Origin of the sequence: Aeromonas sp. FDAARGOS 1407 (assembly GCF_019048725.1) — a bacterium.
Lineage (GTDB): Bacteria > Pseudomonadota > Gammaproteobacteria > Enterobacterales > Aeromonadaceae > Aeromonas > Aeromonas enteropelogenes.
In genome coordinates, this window is the sequence record NZ_CP077399.1 from 188115 (window position 1) to 202156 (window position 14042).

Below are 14042 nucleotides of genomic sequence, written 5' to 3' on the forward strand. Positions count from 1 at the left end.
AGATGTGTCAGATATGCTGACTGCATGTAGCCAATCGGTACGTTTCATCTTGGGAGAACATGGGAAAGAGGAAGGGCAAATGCACCATGAGGGCCATCAACTGCCACCAGACGATCCGCATGAGGCAGAGATGGCCGGGTGAAGGAGTCACCTCTTCCACCCGGCGCAGAGTAAAGAGCCTAACCCAGATGGTTGAGCGGCAGCGCCGTCTTGTGCTTGATCCGGCGCAGCACGAAGCTGGAACGCACTCCGGTCACCCCCGGAATATGGGTCAGCTTGTCCAGCAGGAAGTGCTGGTAGTGCTCCATGTCACGCACTACCACCTTGAGCTGATAGTCGGCATCGTTGCCCGTGATGAGGTCACACTCGAGCACCTCTGGCAGCTCACTGATGGCCCGGTCAAAATTCTCGAACCGCTCCGGCGTATGCCTGTCCATGGAGATGTGAATGTAGGCGGTGAGGGTCAGACCCAGTTGGCGGGCGTTGAGCAGAGTAACGTGGGTGTCGATGAGGCCGGCATCTTCCAGTGCCTTGACCCGGCGGGAACAGGGGGAAGGTGAGAGGCCAACCAGCTCGGCCAGTTCCAGATTGCTGATGCGGCCGTTCTCCTGCATCAGCTCAAGAATATGTCTGTCTATGCGATCAAGTTTCAGCATTCACCCATCCTCGTTGCAATGACTAATCCACTTTTTCTAGATTAAGGGTGAACTATTGCAAAAACAACCGAAATAACTGCTCACTTTGCAACCACTCACCGGCCCGGGAGGGATACCATGGTTACATCTTCCGGTGGTAAAGCAGATGCCCAACCAGGTCTCTGCGGTGAAGGACCTTACCGGGTCAAGAGCCCCATCAGCCGTCCGACCTTATCGGGAACAGACGGGCTGGAACGAGAGCATCCCCTCCCCGAAGGCAACAAAGCAGGCATCCCGGCGCCTGCTTTGTTGTTTCTGGTCTCCCGCATCAGGGCTTTGCCGGGCGGATCCGGTAGAGACAGCGGTGATCCCCGTCCAGCAAGTATTGCTCCCGTTCGACTCCGGCCGGCGCCAGCAACTGGCGAAACATCTCCAATTCACTGCGACAAAATCCCCGACAGGCCCGGGCGGCGGCGCAGATGGGGCAGTGGCTCTCCCACAACAGCCAGCTGCCATCCTCCTCCTGACGTATATCCGCCATATAGCCTTCACGTGTGCGAAGAGCCTTCAATGCACTCAACTTGTCGGCCAGCCCGGCCTGGTTCAGATACGCCTGATAGCGAGCCAGCTGTTGCTGCTCCCGCTGCAGGATCAGCCGCTCCATGCCGACCTCGCCAAACAGCTGCTGGATGTTGTCGATAAGCTGCAGGGTCAGATCGCTGTGGGTATCGGGGAAGCGTTGCCAGGCCTGTTCGGTCAGGTGCCACAGCCGCACCGGACGGCCGCGACCACGAGCCTCGTCGCTAAACCCCACCCAGCCTTCGGCCTCCAGCGTCATCAGATGCTGACGGGCGCCCATGGATGTCATCTGCAACTGCTCTCCCAGTGCGGCGGCACTCTGGGGACCATGGGATTTGAGCAAGAACAGGATCTTGTCGGTACTGGCATTCATTGAGTGACTCTCGCTATCGACACTGGGTTATCGATAATTACGCTCCGGGGTGCTATGGCTCCTTGATCAGGAGCTTGCCGGTGCAGGTGTCCATGGGCTCATTATGGGAAGTGTGACTTTTAAATCAACTATTCACTTTACTTAATATTGCTTCTCACCCAACATAAATAAACCAATAACTTTATTTAATGAGGCTGACATGGAAGCGCGCAAAGGACAGGCAACTCTCTGGGTATTGGTGATGACGGTGACACTGGCGGTAGCGGGTTTCAGCCTGCCGTCACCCGTGCTGGCGCCACTGCTGCTGGATCCGGCGCAGGGCATGTTGACGCCGGATACTTCAGACTGGAGCCGCAAGGTGTGGCTCGGCGTCATCATGGGGCTCTATCCGCTGTTTCAGTTGGTAGGTTCACCCTGGCTGGGTAAACAGTCGGATCGCCACGGCCGCAAGCCGGTGTTGATACTCTGCCTGATCGGCGTGCTGGCGGGGTATGCCCTGATGGCGCTGGGGATCGCCTGGCATTCCCTGCCACTGTTGCTGCTGAGCCGGATTGTGGAAGGCTTCTTCAACGGCAATATCGCCATCGTCCAGGCAATGGCGGCGGATCTGAGCACCACCAAGACCAAGGCGCGCAGCTTCGCCTGGATCAACATCGGCATGAACCTAGGCTGGGTGCTGGGCCCCATGATAGGCGGCTATGCCGCCGTGATTTCGGGGGATTACAGCCTGGCCGCCTGGTTGGCGGTAGCCATGACCGCCATCAACCTGTTGCTGGCGTACTGGCTGCTCCCCAACCAGGCACCGGCGGCCACTTGCCAGCAGGCGCCCTCCCTCTCTTTCCGTGAGCTGCTGTTGCAACCCGCCCTGCTGCCCTACTTCGTGCTGACCCTGCTCAGCTATGGCGCCGTGCAGCTCTATTTCACCTACTTCAACGTCTGGTTGGTGGAGCGGCTGGCCTGGGATCCGGTGCAGTTGGCACAGGCCGCCGTACTGGTGAGCGTGCCCATGATGCTGGGCTCCTGGCTGGGTTCCCGTCTCGCCCGCCATTGGCGTGGCAGCAGTCTGGGGATTGTCGGCCACCTGGTGATGGCGGCAGGCATGCTGATGTTCGTGCTGCCAACTCACTGGTGGGGACTGGCACTGACCTTCATCCCCGCCGGTATCGGCATGAGCCTCGGAGAGCTGGCGACCTCGGTGGCCATCTCCAACCGCAGCCATGCCGAACAACAGGGACAGGCGATGGGCATTTACCGCGGCCTGGCGGTAGGCAGCGAGATACTGGCGGTCGTGGTTGGCAGTCTGGTGCTGCTGGCTGGCACCGAATGGCCCTTCTATCTGGCCACCCTCTACGGTGTGCTATGTGCTGCCGGTTTCTATGGCCTGCGCAGACGGGCCGATCGGCGACAACCAGTGGCAGCTGCCCCGAACCGGCTTGAAGTGCAGGCGGAGTGAGGAAGTAAAGAGTCTGCACTGCCGCCCGAACACAGATTGCCGTCCGGCTCCCTGTCAGGACTTGCATCCACACGTCGGGTTTGGGAGGGTAGAAGCCTTGTCCCGTGTCGGATGCCGGATCCGGAATGAACCAATAACCGACACGGACAACCCCACTCGCCGCGAGATGGTATGGCACCTCGCTCGGACCGACATTGCTGGAGATGATATGAGTAATTTTCAGGCCATTGCTCTTGATATGGATGGCACCCTGCTGACCCGGGATCACAGGATCTCGTCTGCTACCCGAGCGGCTCTTGATCAGGCTCGTACCCGGGGCATCAAGGTGCTGCTGGTGACGGGACGCCACTTCATGACGGCACGCCCCTTCCATCACGAACTCGCTCTCGATACCCCCATCATCTGCAGCAACGGCGCCTACTTATACGATCCGGAGCAGGATCGGATCCTGGATGGCGATCCCCTGGCGATCGCCCCCCTTGACCAGCTACTGGGACAGATTGAGGCCCAGGCGATGGGGGCCCTGTTTCACTTAAGCGAAGGCATTGGCTTTCTTGGCTGCGAAGAGCACGTCACCCGGATCCGCCACTGGTCAGCCCGGCAACCGGAACATCTCAAGGTCTCCCTGTTGCCGGCAGAAAATCCGGCAAGCTGGCTGGCGCAGCCAATTTGGAAGCTGGAGCTGTTCAACCAGGATCCGGCTCGCCTGCACGCCTTCATGAGCAATGTGGTGGATGCCATGCCCTTCACCCGTGACTGGGCGGCCCCCTACGCGGTAGAGCTGGTGCAACCGGGTTGCAGCAAGGGCAACCGGCTGGCCCAGTGGGCCGAAAGTGAGGGGATCGCGATGGAAAACGTGGTGGCCTTCGGCGACAACAACAACGACCTCAGCATGTTCGAACAGGTCGGGCTGGCGGTCGCCATGGGCAATGCGGCGTCACAGATCCAGGCGGCAGCGGATCGGGTCACCGCCGATCACAACGAGGACGGTATCGCCCTGGCGCTGCAGCGCTGGGTACTCTCCTGACCAGGTACCGGACCGGTTCAGCCTCCGAAGGAGAACTGGATCACCCGATCCGGAAAGCGCAGCCGATCATATTCGCGGCGCAGGGATTCGTAATGACGAATGGCGCGATAGCGCTTGTCACGGTAGTACTGCCGCTGCTGGGTATCCTTTTCGCTGCGGATGCTGCGCTCAAGCTGATCGATCTCCCGCTCGCTGCGGGCCAGCTCGTTGCGAATTTCGCTCAGGCGGGTTTCCAGCTGATATTCCTGATAACCGCGCTGATACTGCTGCAGGAAGCTGGCATCGTTGGGACATACTCCCTGGTAGGTGACGCCGGACTTGCCCTTGCTATAGGCGAGTTCCGGAATGCAGTAGAGCTCCAGCCCCTTGTTGTAACCCCGCAGCCACTCGCCCTCATCCACCCTGAGGCCATATTCGCCACAGGTGGCAACATAGTCCCGCGCCTGCTGACGGCTCTTGCCCTGCTCTCCATCCTGATACCCCAGGTTGTACCAGCTCATGGAACGGCACTCCTCTTCCGACAGCGAGCTGCAACCGGCGAGCAGCAAGGGCAGGGTCAACAACAGGATCTTGGGGGACATGAGAGGGCTCCGGAAAAGACAGTGGCTGGCATTCTAGTGAGGATGCCGGGTCAGAACAAGGGATGGAGGCGGGTTCTGACGGATACCTTTTTTTGACTTTTTTGTCACTATTTACGGCTTTCCAGAACCGGGCTCGCGGCCCGCTTTCCTTGGCGCATCGTGCGGGGTACACTGCGCCATCTTTTAACTGGCACGTAACAAAAACAATGAAAGTCCTGACCGTCGATTACCGCTCGCCCGATGCGGCGCAGCGCTTTACCGAATCCCTGCGAACCACCGGCTTCGGGGTACTGACCAACCACCCCATCCCCAGGGAGCTGGTGCAGTCCATCTATGACAACTGGTATCGCTTCTTCATAAGCGAGCAGAAACAGGATTTTCTGTTCAATCGCGAGACCCAGGACGGCTATTTCCCGCCGTCGGTCTCCGAGGTGGCCAAGGGCCACAGCCAGAAAGACATCAAGGAGTACTTCCACATCTACCCCTGGGGTCAGATGCCGGCAGAGCTCAAGGATCAGGCGATGGAGTATTATGCCCTCGCCAACAACCTGGCCGCCGAGCTGCTGGGCTGGGTCGAGCAATACACACCGGCCGACATCGCCACCCACTACAGCTGCCCGCTCTCCTCGATGATCGAAGAGAGCCAGAAGACCCTGCTGCGGGTGCTGCACTATCCGCCGTTCGACGGCACCGAGGAGCCGGGCGCCATCCGCGCCGCCGCCCACGAGGACATCAACCTGCTGACCATACTGCCCGCTGCCAACGAGCCTGGCCTGCAGGTGAAGGGTTCCGACGGCGAGTGGATGGACGTGCCGTGCGATTTTGGCACCCTCATCATCAACATTGGTGACATGCTGCAGGAGGCCTCCCGTGGCTATTACCCCTCTACCACCCACCGCGTCATCAACCCGACCGGCGGCAGTGCCAGCAAATCGCGCATCTCCCTGCCGCTGTTCCTCCATCCGCGGCCGGACGTGGTGCTCTCCGAGCGTCATACCGCCCACAGCTACCTGATGGAGCGGCTGCGGGAGCTGGGGGTGATCTGACCCGGCGCGACACGCCAACCAGACCTCAAACCGGAGCAAAAACGCTCCGGTTTTTATTTTTTGGCATGATTGCATGCAAAGATATGACTTATTGGTTAATCATGCCAAAAATTCTGTCTTCATCCCCATAAGCGTCGTTGTGATTGCCCGCCTCCCTCCGTAATCTGAGTGCCGTTCCAGCCCCATTTTCAGGCCCTAGTTTCTAGCCCCATCAAGGGGCGCTCGATTGGAGTTCTTATGAAGCAGTCCCAATGGTCATCCCGCCTCGGGTATATCCTGGCCGCCGCCGGCTCCGCTGTGGGGATCGGCGCTATCTGGAAGTTCCCCTATGTGACGGCCACCAATGGCGGTGGCGCCTTCCTGCTGGTGTTCCTGCTGTTCAGCTTCACCCTGGGGGTCATAGTTCTGATGGGGGAGACGCTGCTCGGCAGCATGAGCCGCTGCGGGGTGGTGGGTGCCTTCTCCGAACTGCTCGGCAAGCGCTGGCGCTGGGTCGGCGTCATGGGCATTCTCTGCACCCTGCTCATCTTCAGCTTCTATAGCGTGGTGGGAGGTTGGACCCTGGGCTACACCGGCATGGCCATCTCGGGCCAGCTCAACCAGGGGGATGCTGCCGCCCTCACCGCCCGCTTCAATGATTACGTTAGCAATGGCACCTGGCCTATCCTCACCCATCTGCTGTTTGCTGCCCTCACCTGGATCGTGGTGCAAGGGGGGATCCAGCGCGGGGTGGAACGCACCCTGCGCTGGATGATGCCGGCCCTGTTCCTGATGATCCTGATGCTGGTGGCATTTGGCCTGACCCTGCCCAATGCCATGGCGGGTGTGCGCCACTTTCTGATGCCCGATTTCAGCAAGCTGGGGATGTCCGGCGTGCTCGACGCCATGGGGTTGGCCTTCTTCTCCCTCTCCATCGGCCTTGGCATTCACACCACCTATGGCGCCTATCTGCCCTCCAGCGAAGGGGTCGGACGCTCCAGCCTCTGGGTGGTGCTGCTGGCCAGCATGATCGCCGTACTGGCCGGCTTGATGATCTTCCCCGTGCTGGCCGCGACCGGCATCGATCCGGCGGCAGGGCCCGGCCTCACCTTCATGACCATGCCGGCTGTGTTCCAGCTGCTGCCATTCGGCCAGGGGCTGGCGGTCATCTTCTTCGGCCTGCTGGTGTTTGCCGCCCTCTCCTCTGCCATCTCCCTGCTGGAGCACCTGCAATGCTTCCTGTGCGAGAGCTGGGGCTGGTCCCGTCGCAAGGCCTGCAGCGCCATCACGGCGGTCATCATGCTCAACGGCATTCCGGTCAGCCTGTCGTTCGGCCCCCTGCAAGATGCCACCCTGTTTGGCAAAACCATCTTTGAGCTGCTGGATTTCATCACCTCCAACCTGATGATGCCGCTGTTCGGCCTGATGGTGACCCTGTTGCTGGGCTGGAAACTGGGACGCAAGGCACTGCCGCAGGGGCTGGCAGCCCACTGGCATCACCTGCTGATGAATGGTTGGCGCTGGTTGGCACCGCTGCTGATCGGCGGGATCCTGGTGCGGGGACTGGTCTGATCCTCAGCGCTTGTGGTCAGGGAGCCTGCCTTCGCGATGGGCGGCCCTGACCTTGTCGAGGGCCGCCTGCCAACGGGCAATCGCGGCATCATCCTGTGACTTGCCAAAGGCGAGATACAACCAGGAGTCGTGCAATATGACCCCGCTGTTAGTGACACTCTTGGCAGACAGGCCCAGCCGCTCCAGCGCGGCATCGAGCACCATCTCCCCTACCGGCAGGGCGTCTATCTTGCCAAGCAGCAGGCGCTGCAAGGCTTCATCTACGGTCTGATAACGAACCAGATTGGTATAGCCCTCCCGGGTCAACCGCTCGTCATCGGCATTGCCCAGCACCACCCCGACTCTGGGCAGATGACGCAATTGGTCCAGCCGGGTCAGCGTTTGCCGGATGCCGGGAGGCTGGTAAATCACGACCCGATTGAGAAAAAGCGGCCCGACCCATTTGTAATGGGGAGCGCGCTCCGGCGTCCATTGGGTCACAAACAGTGCATAGCCCGGCTCCAGCCTGGTCAGTGCCAACCCCCGTTTGAAGGGATAGACCCGGATAGGTTGATGCTCGCCCAGTTCTTGCTGAACCTCTTCCACCAGTCGCACAGCCAGCCCATCCAGCTTGCCCTCATGGAGATGCGTAAAGGGGGGGAGCTCATGGCTGAGCAGCGTCAGGGCTGGCTGGGCCGAGAGACTCAGGCTGAGGAACAACAAGTGGATGAAGATCCATTTCATATGCAATCCTGCCTTTGCTGCTGCGATACCGGCTTGCGGCCACACACGCCATAGGAAACGAGGGGGATTATCCCCCAGCCATCAAGGACAAGGTAGCGAAGCGGCTGCCCGATGATCGCCCTGTGGGAAAATGGCGAGATAGATACATATAAAAATTTTTTATTTTATGTGTCAATTTTTCTTTCCATAGTTTAGGCTGTCGACTCGGTTTATTGCTCGGGTCATCTCTTCATGTCTGCCATCCTCGTGCTGTTTGGTCGATTTTTTAGCTCGCAAGAGAGGTGACCTTGCACTCACAGCTTGTCTGAAAGTTCATTGCAAAGGTCGCCTCGGGCGGCCTTTTTTGTTGTTGCCCATATTGTTGTTTGCCCAAGGAGTATCGATTCGATGTTGCATTACCCGGAGGTTGCATGAGTCAGGTTCAGTGGTCTTCCCGTCTTGGTCATGTGCTGGCAGCCGCCGGCACGGCGATCGGCCTTGGCGCGATCTGGAAGTTTCCCTATGTGACGGCCACCAATGGCGGGGGCGCCTTCCTGCTGGTGTTTCTGCTGTTCAGCTTCACCCTGGGGGTGGCGGTGCAGGTCGGCGAAACCCTGCTCGGCAGCCATAGTCAGCGAGGGGTGCTCGGCGCCTTCCGCAAACTGGTGGGTCCGAACTGGCGCTGGATGGGGTACATGGGGATCCTGTGTGGCTTCTTCATCTACAGCTTCTACAGCGTGGTCGGCGGCTGGACCGTCGGCTATGCGGCACTGGCCGTGAGTGGCCAGCTCAACCTGAGCGAGGGAAGCGCCCTCACAGCCCTGTTCAACGGCTATGTCAGCAATCCCTGGTGGCCTGTGCTGACCCATCTGGTATTTGCCGGGCTGACCTGGTGGTTCGTACAGGGCGGGATCCAGAAAGGGGTGGAGCGGGCCCTGCGCTGGATGATGCCGGCCCTGTTCGTCATGATGCTGCTGCTGGTCTGTGTGGGTCTATCCATGCCTGGCTCCGTGGCTGGGGTACGCCAGCTGCTGCTGCCGGATTTCACCATGCTGACCGGCCAAAGCGTGCTGGATGCGCTGGGACTGGCCTTCTTCTCCCTTTCTATTGGTCTGGGGGTACACACCACCTATGGCGCCTACCTGCCCAATAGCGAGGGGGTGGTGCGCTCAGGCGTCTGGGTGGTCACTCTGGCGAGCTTCATCTCGGTGCTGGCGGGCCTGATGATCTTCCCGGCGCTGGCATCGACCGGCATCGATCCGGCAGCAGGCCCGGGTCTGACCTTCATGACCATGCCTGCGGTATTCAACCATCTGCCGTTCGGTCAGGGACTGGGGATAGTCTTCTTCCTGCTGCTGCTGGTCGCCGCCCTCTCCTCCTCCATCTCCATGCTGGAGCACCTGGTGCGCTTCACCACCGAAGAGTGGGGCTGGTCACGCCGTGGGGCTTGCCGGGTGCTGACCCTGCTCATCATGGCCTCGGGCATCCCGGTCAGCCTGTCGTTCGGCCCCTGGAGCGATCTGACCCTGTTTGGCAAGACCATCTTCGAACTGCTCGACTACCTCACCTCCAATCTGATGATGCCGCTGTTTGGCCTGGTGCTGACCCTGCTGCTGGGATGGCGGCTGGGGGAACGCATCCTGCCGGCAGGGTTGTCACCTGCCTTGCGGCTCGCCCTGCTCTGGTGCTGGCGCATCGTGGCCCCCCTGCTGATCGCCGGGATCCTGATCCGCGGCATCCTGTAAGCCCATGCCAGAGGGCAGGCCCTGGCCTGCCCTTTTTTCTTGTCCGGAATCCTGGGTGAACCTTGGTAAAGCAAGCGAATATAGCCGCAGGCCGTCAAATTGATGACGACGGGTGGTGGCAGTAAGGCGAAGAAAAGAGAGGCTGCAATGCGGCAGAAGAACAGCCGGCACGCCGAACGACAGGCAAAAAAAATCCCCACCTGAGTGGGGATTTTTTCTGAAACATTGCTACAGGTTTCAGCATTCTTGCAAAGATGGTGGTCGTTACTGGGCTCGAACCAGTGACCCCCTCCTTGTAAGGGAGGTGCTCTCCCAGCTGAGCTAAACGACCTGGGATACTGCTAAATGATGGTGGGTCGTGCTGGATTCGAACCAGCGACCAATTGATTAAAAGTCAACTGCTCTACCGACTGAGCTAACGACCCATCTGTATCATTTTTTAAAACTGGTGGTCGTTACTGGGATCGAACCAGTGACCCCCTCCTTGTAAGGGAGGTGCTCTCCCAGCTGAGCTAAACGACCTGGGATATTGCTAAATGATGGTGGGTCGTGCTGGATTCGAACCAGCGACCAATTGATTAAAAGTCAACTGCTCTACCGACTGAGCTAACGACCCATCTGTATCATTTTTTTTCAAAACTGGTGGTCGTTACTGGGCTCGAACCAGTGACCCCCTCCTTGTAAGGGAGGTGCTCTCCCAGCTGAGCTAAACGACCTGGGATATTGCTAAATGATGGTGGGTCGTGCTGGATTCGAACCAGCGACCAATTGATTAAAAGTCAACTGCTCTACCGACTGAGCTAACGACCCATCTGTATCATTTTTTTTCAAAACTGGTGGTCGTTACTGGGCTCGAACCAGTGACCCCCTCCTTGTAAGGGAGGTGCTCTCCCAGCTGAGCTAAACGACCTGGGATACTGCTAAATGATGGTGGGTCGTGCTGGATTCGAACCAGCGACCAATTGATTAAAAGTCAACTGCTCTACCGACTGAGCTAACGACCCATCTGTATCATTTTTTAAAACTGGTGGTCGTTACTGGGATCGAACCAGTGACCCCCTCCTTGTAAGGGAGGTGCTCTCCCAGCTGAGCTAAACGACCTGGGATATTGCTAAATGATGGTGGGTCGTGCTGGATTCGAACCAGCGACCAATTGATTAAAAGTCAACTGCTCTACCGACTGAGCTAACGACCCATCTGTATCATTTTTTAAACTTTTTACTGCAAATATGGTGGTCGTTACTGGGATCGAACCAGTGACCCCCTCCTTGTAAGGGAGGTGCTCTCCCAGCTGAGCTAAACGACCTGGGAATTCTGTCTCCACCTGGTGGAGAAAATGGTGGGTCGTGCTGGATTCGAACCAGCGACCAATTGATTAAAAGTCAACTGCTCTACCGACTGAGCTAACGACCCTCACCACGACCAGCTCCGACCGCGTTTCCGCTTCGGCTCTGACGGCGGCCTATATTACGGATTTAAATTTCCGGTGCAACCTAAAATTCGTAATTTAAATCCGTTTGCTCACTGCGCATACAAATGCGCGCCATTTTTACAGTACCGTTACGAAAACAGTAACATACGGCAATGTTACAGCTTGCTCAGGCTCTGCTTGGCCAACTGGGCTGGCGAGGTGTTGGGATATCCCTTGATCACCTGCTCATAGAAGCTCTTGGCTTCCGCCTTCTTGCCATCCAGCTGTGCCAGCATTCCCAGCTTCAGCAGGGCATCGGCGCGCTTGGGCGACTTGCTGTATTTGTTGGCCAGAGTGGCAAACTGGGTGGTGGCACCGGCTCTGTCCCCCTTGTTGAACAGCAGCTGACCCAGCCAGTAGTGGGCATTGGGGACATAGCTGGAGTTCGGGAACTGCTTGATGAACCCTTCGAAGGCAGGAATCGCCTTGTCGTAGTTCTTCTCCTTGAGCACCATGTTCACCGCGGCGTCATAGGCCTGATTCTCGTCCTGGTTGGTCGAGTAGTTGGCCGCTGCTGCTGGAGTGGTGGCGGGCGCGGCAGGGGCTGCTGGAGCGGCCTGCTGGCTGCTGGCGACCTTGTCCAGCTCCTGATAGAGCTGACGCTGACGCTCCTGCGACTGTTCCATCTGATAGGTCTGTTGCTCCAGCTGACCACGCAGCTCGGAGACTTCACCTTGCAGGGAGTCAACCTGCTGCTGCAGCTCGGCCTGCATCCGCAGACGGGCGTTGAGGGTACGCTCCAGCAGGGCAACCCTGTCTTCCAGGCTGCCAGACGGGACTATGGCGCCGTTATTGCCACTGAGGATAACGCCACCGCTCGAATCACCGCCCAGATCGCTGACCGGAGCCGCGGCATGAGCAGTGACTGCAAATAAAACGGCCATCGAAATGGCCGCTTGCTTATACACAAAATTCATCCGAATCAAACCTTAGTAAACCAGGACCGCACGACGGTTCTTGGCAAAGGCATCCTCGGTGTGAGACAGATCCAGCGGCTTCTCTTCGCCATAGCTGACGATGGAGAGCTGCTCAGCCTGCACACCCAGGGTTTGCAGATACTTGGCAACAGCCTTGGCACGACGCTCGCCCAGCGCGATGTTGTACTCTGGAGTACCACGCTCGTCGGCGTGACCTTCGATCAGCACTTTGACGGACGGGCGCTCACGCAGGTAGCTGGCGTGGGCATCCAGCAGATCAGCGTACTGACCCTGGATGTCATAACCGTCGAACGGGAAGTAGATGACGTTGTCACGCTGCAGTGCTTCGAACTTCTGACGCATCTGCTCTTCCGGGGACAACATACCGTTGGCGCCGCCGGTTTGTACACCGCCCATGCCGTCGGTCATGCCTGATTCGGCACCAGCGGCGTCGGAATCAGAAGAAGAGCTACAAGCGGCCAGGGTGAACAGTGGCAGTGCGATGGCCAAACCCTTGAGCAGTTTATTGAGTTGCATGCTATTTCCTTAAACCTTTATAACAAAACAAAAAACAATCGGATTTTTATCAATTCAAGAAGGGCGACCAAGCTGGTGCACGTATTTCACCGCTACTGGTCGGAAGCACAGCCTTGAAGCGACCATCAGTCGACACCAATGCCAGACTCTTACGACCCTGATAGATGGTGGCATAAATGATCATGCTGCCATTGGGAGCCACACTGGGCGACTCGTCCAGAGCACTTTGGGTCAACACCAACAGAGCACCGGTTTCCATGTCCTGACGTGCGATGCGATATTGTCCCTGAACCCGGGTCACCATCACCATGGTCTTGCCGTCCGGAGTAATGGATGCCCCCTGGTTGGATTCACCTTCCCAGGTCATCCGGCGAGTCACGCCAGTCGACAAATTTACGCTATAAATCTGGGGTTTGCCACCACGTTCGGAGGTGAACAGCAAAGTTTGCCCATCCGGCATCCAGGACGGTTCGGTGTCGATGGTGCGGTTATTGGTGACTCGAGTGAGTTGCTTGCTAGCCACATCAACGACATAGAGATCAGGCTGACCATCTTTGGACAAAACGATAGCCAGACGACGACCATCCGGAGACCACTCAGGCGCCCCGTTGATGCCACGGAAACTGGTGATCAGGCTGCGCTGCTGGGTGTAGATATCCTGCACGTAGATCTCGGACTTCTGGTTCTCGAAGCTCACATAGGCCAGCTTGCTGCCATCCGGCGACCAGGAGGGAGACATCAGCGGCTCGCGGGAGCGCAGCAGAGTCTTCTCGTTGTAGCCGTCGTAATCGGAGATACGCAGCTGATACGGGAACTGGGCACCCTGCTGGACCGCCACATAGGCCAGACGGGTCAGGAAGGCGCCACGCTCGCCGGTCAGACGCTCATAGACGATGTCGGAGATACGGTGGGCAAACTGGCGCATCTGGGCACCCGGGATGGTCGCCATCCGGCTGTCCAGGATGTAGCCGCTGCTTTCACCGCCCTGTGCCTTGGCCAGCTGGCCCTTGAGCACATCGACCAGCTCGAAGTTGACCTTGTAGGTGCCATCCCCGACCGGCGCAATGGTACCGACCACGACCGCTTCTACCCCCTGGGCAGCCCAGGGCGCGAAGTTGATCTCGCCGCTGGTGCTCGGGGTCTGCGGCATCTGGCTGCGGGCCAGCGGCTTGAACTTGCCGCTGCGCATCAGGTCGTTGGAAACCACTTCGGCGATGTCCTGCGGCAGCTGGCCATTGCCTTCCCACTTGAAGGGAGCGATGGCGATGGGACGTGCGCTATCGATACCGCCTGTGATGACGATGTCCAGGGCCGCCTGGGCACTCTGGCCCAGCAACAAACAGCCAACCAAAGCAAAAAACACTTTTCTGATCATGGCTTAAATACTCGGTTCCAATAAAAATGAGAGGTTCAATTCCTTTGTCA

The 14042-nt window shown here is 58.6% G+C and carries 12 protein-coding genes and 12 tRNA genes; 5 read left to right on the forward strand and 19 right to left on the reverse strand.

Going from position 1 to position 14042, the window contains the following annotated elements; translation table 11 throughout:
• Positions 1 to 179 precede the first annotated feature (179 nt).
• Entirely contained in the window at positions 180 to 656 is a 477-nt protein-coding gene (locus tag I6L37_RS00885; RefSeq protein WP_005304871.1) for an Lrp/AsnC family transcriptional regulator, read from the reverse strand.
• 307 nt (positions 657 to 963) lie between these two features.
• Positions 964 to 1587, reverse strand: coding sequence for a metalloregulator ArsR/SmtB family transcription factor (locus I6L37_RS00890; protein ID WP_216993050.1), 624 nt, complete (start codon positions 1585 to 1587; stop codon positions 964 to 966).
• A gap of 199 nt (positions 1588 to 1786) precedes the next feature.
• Between I6L37_RS00890 and I6L37_RS00895 the strand changes: the two genes are divergently transcribed.
• On the forward strand, positions 1787 to 3040 hold the full coding sequence (locus I6L37_RS00895) for an MFS transporter (protein ID WP_216993051.1): 1254 nt from the start codon (positions 1787 to 1789) through the stop codon (positions 3038 to 3040).
• A gap of 208 nt (positions 3041 to 3248) precedes the next feature.
• Positions 3249 to 4067, forward strand: a complete 819-nt coding sequence (locus tag I6L37_RS00900) for a Cof-type HAD-IIB family hydrolase (protein ID WP_216993052.1) — start codon at positions 3249 to 3251, stop codon at positions 4065 to 4067.
• Between the two features lie 17 nt (positions 4068 to 4084).
• Here I6L37_RS00900 and I6L37_RS00905 read toward each other — a convergent pair whose 3' ends face one another.
• On the reverse strand, positions 4085 to 4648 hold the full coding sequence (locus tag I6L37_RS00905; RefSeq protein WP_216993053.1) for a DUF2799 domain-containing protein: 564 nt from the start codon (positions 4646 to 4648) through the stop codon (positions 4085 to 4087).
• A gap of 206 nt (positions 4649 to 4854) precedes the next feature.
• Here I6L37_RS00905 and I6L37_RS00910 point away from each other — a divergent pair, with 206 nt between their 5' ends.
• Both I6L37_RS00910 and I6L37_RS00915 read left to right on the forward strand, forming a co-directional pair.
• On the forward strand, positions 4855 to 5694 hold the full coding sequence (locus tag I6L37_RS00910; RefSeq protein ID WP_216993054.1) for an isopenicillin N synthase family oxygenase: 840 nt from the start codon (positions 4855 to 4857) through the stop codon (positions 5692 to 5694).
• Positions 5695 to 5931: 237 nt separating this feature from the next.
• Complete coding sequence (locus I6L37_RS00915; RefSeq protein ID WP_216993055.1) at positions 5932 to 7245, forward strand: sodium-dependent transporter; 1314 nt, start codon at positions 5932 to 5934, stop codon at positions 7243 to 7245.
• 3 nt (positions 7246 to 7248) lie between these two features.
• On the opposite strand, the gene I6L37_RS00920 is transcribed toward I6L37_RS00915, so the two are convergent.
• Positions 7249 to 7968: an ABC transporter substrate-binding protein gene (locus I6L37_RS00920; protein WP_216993056.1), complete on the reverse strand. Its 720-nt coding sequence runs from the start codon at positions 7966 to 7968 to the stop codon at positions 7249 to 7251.
• Between the two features lie 410 nt (positions 7969 to 8378).
• Here I6L37_RS00920 and I6L37_RS00925 point away from each other — a divergent pair, with 410 nt between their 5' ends.
• The gene (locus I6L37_RS00925) at positions 8379 to 9692 is read left to right on the forward strand and encodes a sodium-dependent transporter (protein ID WP_042073393.1); all 1314 of its coding nucleotides are present in this window, start codon (positions 8379 to 8381) and stop codon (positions 9690 to 9692) included.
• Positions 9693 to 9947: 255 nt separating this feature from the next.
• Here the strand turns inward: I6L37_RS00925 and I6L37_RS00930 are convergent.
• The 15 genes from I6L37_RS00930 to tolB all read right to left on the reverse strand — a co-directional run bounded on the left by I6L37_RS00930 (position 9948) and on the right by tolB (position 13992).
• Positions 9948 to 10023, reverse strand: a tRNA-Val gene (locus tag I6L37_RS00930).
• A gap of 18 nt (positions 10024 to 10041) precedes the next feature.
• Positions 10042 to 10117 (reverse strand) — tRNA-Lys (locus I6L37_RS00935).
• A 21-nt stretch (positions 10118 to 10138) separates the two neighbouring features.
• Positions 10139 to 10214: transfer RNA gene (locus I6L37_RS00940), tRNA-Val, on the reverse strand.
• Between the two features lie 18 nt (positions 10215 to 10232).
• A tRNA-Lys gene (locus I6L37_RS00945) sits at positions 10233 to 10308 on the reverse strand.
• A gap of 24 nt (positions 10309 to 10332) precedes the next feature.
• Positions 10333 to 10408 (reverse strand) — tRNA-Val (locus I6L37_RS00950).
• An 18-nt stretch (positions 10409 to 10426) separates the two neighbouring features.
• Positions 10427 to 10502 (reverse strand) — tRNA-Lys (locus I6L37_RS00955).
• A gap of 24 nt (positions 10503 to 10526) precedes the next feature.
• Positions 10527 to 10602: transfer RNA gene (locus tag I6L37_RS00960), tRNA-Val, on the reverse strand.
• 18 nt (positions 10603 to 10620) lie between these two features.
• Positions 10621 to 10696: transfer RNA gene (locus I6L37_RS00965), tRNA-Lys, on the reverse strand.
• A 21-nt stretch (positions 10697 to 10717) separates the two neighbouring features.
• Positions 10718 to 10793 (reverse strand) — tRNA-Val (locus tag I6L37_RS00970).
• 18 nt (positions 10794 to 10811) lie between these two features.
• Positions 10812 to 10887 (reverse strand) — tRNA-Lys (locus I6L37_RS00975).
• 35 nt (positions 10888 to 10922) lie between these two features.
• Positions 10923 to 10998, reverse strand: a tRNA-Val gene (locus tag I6L37_RS00980).
• A gap of 31 nt (positions 10999 to 11029) precedes the next feature.
• Positions 11030 to 11105: transfer RNA gene (locus I6L37_RS00985), tRNA-Lys, on the reverse strand.
• Positions 11106 to 11279: 174 nt separating this feature from the next.
• Positions 11280 to 12080, reverse strand: a complete 801-nt coding sequence (ybgF, locus tag I6L37_RS00990) for a tol-pal system protein YbgF (protein ID WP_042026593.1) — start codon at positions 12078 to 12080, stop codon at positions 11280 to 11282.
• Between the two features lie 12 nt (positions 12081 to 12092).
• Complete coding sequence (pal, locus tag I6L37_RS00995; protein WP_005313284.1) at positions 12093 to 12617, reverse strand: peptidoglycan-associated lipoprotein Pal; 525 nt, start codon at positions 12615 to 12617, stop codon at positions 12093 to 12095.
• A 49-nt stretch (positions 12618 to 12666) separates the two neighbouring features.
• The gene (gene tolB, locus I6L37_RS01000) at positions 12667 to 13992 is read right to left on the reverse strand and encodes a Tol-Pal system beta propeller repeat protein TolB (protein ID WP_061476402.1); all 1326 of its coding nucleotides are present in this window, start codon (positions 13990 to 13992) and stop codon (positions 12667 to 12669) included.
• Between the last annotated feature and the right edge of the window lie 50 nt (positions 13993 to 14042).